Source organism: Bradyrhizobium sp., from assembly GCF_049581145.1.
Classification (GTDB): Bacteria; Pseudomonadota; Alphaproteobacteria; order Rhizobiales; family Xanthobacteraceae; genus Bradyrhizobium.
This window is the reverse complement of sequence record NZ_JBAURI010000623.1, coordinates 1-5,745: the sequence shown is the minus strand read 5'-3', so window position 1 is coordinate 5,745 and position 5,745 is coordinate 1. Positions and strand designations below refer to the sequence as shown.

General features: G+C 63.4%; 6 protein-coding genes and 1 pseudogene. 3 read left to right on the top strand and 4 right to left on the bottom strand.

Features of this window, described 5'->3' with window-relative positions; genetic code table 11:
- A pseudogene (locus tag WCB02_RS20585) lies at window positions 1-375 on the top strand (TetR/AcrR family transcriptional regulator); the annotation flags it as partial.
- 16 nt (window positions 376-391) lie between these two features.
- On the opposite strand, the gene pyk reads toward WCB02_RS20585, so the two are convergent.
- The gene (gene pyk, locus WCB02_RS20580; protein WP_423960913.1) at window positions 392-1,828 is read right to left on the bottom strand and encodes a pyruvate kinase; all 1,437 of its coding nucleotides are present in this window, start codon (window positions 1,826-1,828) and stop codon (window positions 392-394) included.
- Entirely contained in the window at window positions 1,825-2,424 is a 600-nt protein-coding gene (locus tag WCB02_RS20575) for a DUF1036 domain-containing protein (RefSeq protein WP_423960912.1), read from the bottom strand. Before WCB02_RS20575 ends, pyk begins: the two co-directional genes overlap by 4 nt.
- Window positions 2,425-2,612: 188 nt before the next feature.
- On the opposite strand from WCB02_RS20575, the gene WCB02_RS20570 reads away from it, so the two are divergent.
- Together WCB02_RS20570 and WCB02_RS20565 are read left to right on the top strand one after the other, a co-directional pair.
- Complete coding sequence (locus tag WCB02_RS20570) at window positions 2,613-2,915, top strand: DUF1244 domain-containing protein (protein WP_423960910.1); 303 nt, start codon at window positions 2,613-2,615, stop codon at window positions 2,913-2,915.
- Window positions 2,916-3,187: 272 nt separating this feature from the next.
- Entirely contained in the window at window positions 3,188-3,466 is a 279-nt protein-coding gene (locus tag WCB02_RS20565) for a DUF2312 domain-containing protein (protein WP_423960909.1), read from the top strand.
- Between the two features lie 145 nt (window positions 3,467-3,611).
- Here the strand turns inward: WCB02_RS20565 and WCB02_RS20560 are convergent, their stop codons facing one another.
- Complete coding sequence (locus WCB02_RS20560) at window positions 3,612-5,261, bottom strand: DUF882 domain-containing protein (RefSeq protein WP_423960907.1); 1,650 nt, start codon at window positions 5,259-5,261, stop codon at window positions 3,612-3,614.
- Between the two features lie 283 nt (window positions 5,262-5,544).
- Window positions 5,545-5,745: hypothetical protein (locus WCB02_RS20555; protein ID WP_423960905.1), on the bottom strand; the 201-nt coding region annotated here is incomplete at its 5' end.

Below are 5,745 nucleotides of genomic sequence, written 5' to 3'. Positions count from 1 at the left end.
GTCCACGTTCTATCGCAGCGCAAGCTCGCCTGGGGCATTCTGGCCGAGCCGGTCGACGTCGACGTCACGGCGTCGCGGGTTGCAAGCCGCCGCGAGATCGCGGGCGAGATTGCGATGCGAATCGATGCCGCGGTGCGCGCAGGGCATTTGCCGGCCCAGAACACCCAGCTTGCCGCGACCGCGCTGCTGGGAGCGATTCACGAAGCCCTGGTCGGGCCGCTGGCACCCGATGATCTCGACGATCCCGCCAGACTGCGCGACGTGGTTCAGTCCGTCACCTTGCTGGCGTTGCGCGCAGTCGGCGTGATGGATGCCCGTGCCCGCGGCCTCGTCGTGCAGGCGGTGCTCCCGGCCAAGACGCTGGTCGGGGCGTGAGCGGCAAAACGTCCCGTCAGATGTCTGCGTCGCGCTCCGGGCCGACGGAGGCGATGCGCACCATGTTGGTGGTGCCGGGGATGCCGAGCGGCACGCCGGCGACGATCAGGACTCGCTGCCCGGCGCGGACGAAGCCGTCGCGAAACGCAATTGAGCCGGCGCGGTTGACCATGTCATCCTGATCGCGGGCGTCTTCCGCGACCACGCAGTGCACGCCCCAGACCACCGATAATTTGCGGCCCGTCGCCAGGTTCGGCGTGATCGCCACGATGGGCGGCTTGGGCCGCTCGCGCGCCACGCGGATCGCGGTCGAGCCCGAAGAGGTCCAGCAGATGATGGTCGGCAGGTCGAGGGTCTCCGCGATCTGGCGGGCGGCGTCAGCGATCGCGTCGCCCGCCGTCGATTCCGGCTCGGGCCGCTGCGCCGTCAGCACCGAACGATAGATCGGATCGCGTTCCACTTCTTCACCGATGCGGTTCATGGTGGAGACGGCTTCGACCGGATATTTGCCGGCGGCCGATTCTGCCGACAGCATGATCGCATCGGCGCCTTCATAGACGGCGGTTGCGACGTCGGACACCTCCGCGCGTGTCGGGACCGGCGCCTGGATCATCGATTCCAGCATCTGGGTCGCGATCACCACCGGCTTGCCCGCGCGGCGCGCCAGCCGCGTCATCTGCTTCTGCAGGCTCGGCACCCGCTCCAGCGGCAATTCGACGCCAAGATCGCCGCGCGCGACCATCAAGGCGTCGGAGGCTTCGATGATCTCCGGAAGCCGGTCGATCGCCTGGGGCTTTTCGATCTTGGCCATCACGGCGGCACGACCGCGAATCATCTTCTTGGCTTCGATGACGTCCTCGGCACGCTGCACGAAGGACAGTGCGATCCAGTCGACTCCCGTGACCAGCGCGGCTTCGAGGTCGGCGCGGTCCTTCGGCGTCATCGCCGAGACCGGCAGGTCAGTGTCGGGCAGGCTCACTCCCTTGCGGTCCGACATTTTGCCTCCGATCACGACGCGCGTCACCGCGCGCTCCGGCGAGGTCTCTTCGGCGATCAGCCGGACCTTGCCGTCATCGAGCAACAGCGCGTGGCCGGGCCGCAGCGCGGCCAGGATCTCCGGATGTGGCAGTTGCACGCGGGTGCCGTCGCCTGGCGTGCTGTCGGAATCCAGCGTGAAACTCTGGCCGTTCTGCAGTTGAATCGCGCCTCCTGCAAACGATCCGACCCTGAGCTTGGGACCCTGCAAGTCGACCAGGATGCCGATCGGACGGCCGTAGCTTCCTTCGACATTGCGGATGGTGGCCACCAGTTCCCGCATCTTGTCGTGTGAGGTGTGGCTCATATTGATTCGGAAAATATCGGCGCCGGCCTCGAACAGCCGACGAATCATCGGGCCATCGGAGGATGCCGGACCGAGTGTGGCCAGGATCTTGATGCGACGCAGACGCCTCATGGCTTGGTTCCGGGCGTTGCGGCTGGCGGCGGGCCAGACGCGCCCGGAGCAGGCGCTGCAGCCGGGGGGGAATCGGGCAGGCCCGGAACATTGCCACCGGGGCCAACCGCGCCCGGCATACCGGGGACGCGCTGCTGCGCCGGCTGTTCGTTGGCGTCGGTCAGTTGCACGGTCCAGGCTCGCTGTTCGCCGGTATCAACCTCGAAGAAGCCGGTGCGGTCGAAACCGCGCGCGAGGCAGTTCTCCGTCCCCTTGATGGTGAATTCCTTGTCGCGTGAACACATGAACGCCTGTCCCGACCACTCGCCGCCACGGTCATAGTCGAGAGCGTAGATATAATAATAGCGCGCCACCAGCGTTCCCTTCAGCAGCGTCTCACAGCTCCGCGAGGACACGTTCCACCAGCCTTCGGTGGTCCAGCCTTCGGAGTCCTTGTAGCCGAGAGCGATGCCGACCCGGCTCGCGGTATTGTTGCAAAGCCGGAAATCCGCCCGGGCCGGACTGCTACCGAGGCAAATCGCGGCGATTGCCAGTACCGAAAGGGTGCCGAGGCCATGGGGGATTGGATTTGTGCGGCTGGAACTTTTGCGGATCATCGCGCGACGCTATAGCAGATGAGGGAAGATTTCGCGTGCCGATGGCGACTGTCAACGGCCAAGGTGCTTTTTTCATGCAAGGGGCATTGCGAATCCCTGCCGATAAACCCTTGTGTGCGCTGCGATATAGCAAAATCTGTGACAAGGTCCACATAATAGCGACGATCTGCAACGGTGAGATAACGACCATGGCCATCGACGAAAAGACCAAGACGGAACTCGAAGCCGCCACCTTCCGGCGCCTTGTCGAGCACCTCCAATCCCGCACCGATGTCCAGAACATCGACCTGATGAATCTCGCGGGCTTCTGCCGCAACTGTCTGTCCAACTGGCTGAAGGAGGCGGCTGACGAAAAAGGGGCGCCCATGACCAAGGACGAGAGCCGCGAAGCCATCTACGGCATGCCCTATGAGATATGGAAGTCGAAATACCAGGGCGCAGCCAGCCCCGAGCAATTGGCCGCACTGGACAAGCCTCACGCCGGGCATTGATTCCTTCGTTCCGCGACGTTCGGGACCAAGTTCGAGATTCGGGCGTGCGCGCGAATCGGTTGACGACAATTGCGGCTGCAAGAGCCGGCGAGCGCTGATTCGCCAAGCAAGCAGTTTTTCTCATTTCACAACAAGATGTGGGCGCGTTGTGGATGAAGCGGATGTTTCCTTGACCCCGAGCGCGCGAACCTGAAGTGTCGTTTCGCGATTGCCGTGTGTCACAGCGCGCACCTCGCCTCAGGTCCGAAGATCAGTTCACTCGGGAGTTCAAGATGGCCACCGCCGCAGCCGCCGTCAAAGAAGACGAAGCGCCCTCGACCAGCTTTGCCAAGGATCAGCTCAAGTCGATCGTCGAGCGCATCGAGCGGCTGGAAGAGGAAAAGAAGGCGATCTCGGACGATATCCGCGACGTCTATGCCGAGAGCAAAGGCAACGGCTTCGACGTCAAGGCGCTGCGCACCATCGTGCGGCTGCGCAAGCAGGACCCGCAGGAGCGGCAGGAAGCCGAGACGATCCTGGAAACCTACATGCATGCGCTGGGAATGCTGTAGAATCCGACCTTGCCTCGCGGCCCAGCGAGCCTGAGCCACGATTGCAATACGAATTTTTCGATGTATGGGCCAAGCCAAGGAATGGCTGCGCGGAGCTCGAGACCACGATCCATATTGATCGTTGCCGCTCTCGCGAGGACGGCGCTCAATGCGTCAGCGCGGTGCCTATCGTAAACGACGTCATCTGCAGCTTCGCCGTCGCGGATCCCGAGAAACGGTCGAACGATAGACCTGACGTCGGATCATCCGTGAACGCCATGGCGATCGCGGCGCGTGGCTTGACGAAGAACGCGCGCATCAGGGTCAGGTCGGCATCGCCGAACATCGTCACGGACATCGTGCTCGCGCTCGGCGCCAGCATCATGATGCGCAGCCAGGTGTCGTTGCCCGTGGCCGCCGCGATTCGCGTCGTCGCGACTGTTTCGCCCAGGTTCTGCTCGCCCAGGTTCTGCTCGCCCAAATTCTGCTCGCTCAGGTCCTGAGGTCCCCTGGCGGCCACCGTATTGATCTCGGTCGCCGCCGCCAGATTGCGCGAAGCTGCGACACGGACGCTGTGTGGGATCGCCGCTGACGCCGCCACGATGTTGGCGTGATCCACCGGAGAATTGGCGGGTGGAGCAAACGCCATGGCCTGGTAGACCGCGGGAACGCCCCCGCTCGATTTCGGATCGGCGGCCTCGAGCGCCTGCCGTGCGCTGATCGCGGCCACCGCCTGCTCCGGCGTCGCCTGCTTGGGCGTGCCCGGATTGTCACCCCAGAACCCGCGGGCGTTGATGATATCAGCCATGGTCTGCGGCCTGGTATCGGCGTTGTCGGCGGCCGGTTCCTTCGCGACGGGGACCAGCATCGCTTTCGGCAGCTGGACCAGCTGGCTGTCGGCCGAGGCAAGCTGCAGCGCGGCCGCGATCTGCAGCTTGCCGCGCGGCGCCGGTTTGGCGGCGACTTCCGTCGCGTTTGCCGGGGCGACGGGTGTCTCGTCGTCGGCCACTGAGTTCGTGGCCTCCTCGTCGTCCTCCTGCGACTTTCCTGAGAACAAGGCCGCAAGGAAGCTTGGTTTGCTGCCGGTCGCACCATCATCACCGTTGCCGCGTTTCTCGATATCGGCACGGGCAAGCTCAAACCCCTTCAGCGGGACGCCATCCGACGGAATGTAAACCGTGCGGCCGTCCGGGAACAGCTTGGCCAATTGATCGTGGGTCATCCGCGGCCAATGACGGATATTGCCGGTGTCGAGATGGACGAACGGCGATCCCGACATCGGGTAGAATCCGACACCGCCGCGCTGCAGCCTCAGCCCGGCAAAGCGGATCTGCTCGAGCGGTACGTCGGGAATATAGAGATCCATCGCATGCCCGAGCATGTGCTGGCTGAAGCGGGCCACGGCCGATGAGCGACGGTGCAGCATGGCGTTGGTAGCCGGGCAGCGATAGGCGGAAACGATCTGGATCGGCTTCTTGCCGTCGACGTCGCGATAGACTTCCCAGATGATATCGAACAGGTGGCGATCCATCACGGTCTGGTCCTGGGTGCGCCAATCCCGCAGGAAATGATTGAGCTGCTTCAAGGCCTCTTCGTCATAGCGACCGTCGCGCTTGAAGGTGATGGTGAGATCTTCGCCGGAATGGGTGTGATGGAACGAGAGCGTACGGGTCTCGTTCTCGGCGGTCGCGTCGTGGACCGAGCCTGCACCCATCAGGAGCAGCAGTGAGGCCAATCCAATCCGGGTTAGGCCGATCTGATCTCTCGCCCTCAGAATCGCGAGCGACGTAAAACTGCGTGCGAAATCAGCCAGCACGATGAGCCCACCCAGTCGACGAGCGATCAATGGACTCTTTCTCTCACTCAGCAGCCGATGGCTCTGCAGCACGAAAGAGGATGAACGCCCTGTTAATGCGAGATGGTTAACCGAGGTTTACCTTCTCGCCCCCAGTTCAGCGTTAAACTAACCTGCCGAGTGTGGCGAAAAAGTGCCCGCTGGTTGTATCCTGGTATAGAATGGTTAACGTTAAGCGATCTCGCCAAGTGGCGAGATCGTTGTTTTTGCGGGAGAAAACCCAGGGGGTACGTCAAGCTCTGGCCTAGCGGGTGAACATGCCTCGCGGCTGCTGACGCCGTCCGACCGGGGCTGGGGGCGTGGGCGGTCCACCAAACAGCCGCTCGAAGAACGAGGGCCCGGAGGACATGCTGTTTTCGCTGGCAATGCTCACGCTCGCGGGCGGCGTGTTTCCCGGATGGAGGGAATAGGTCGGTTGGGAATGCGCAACCACATTCTCCAGATC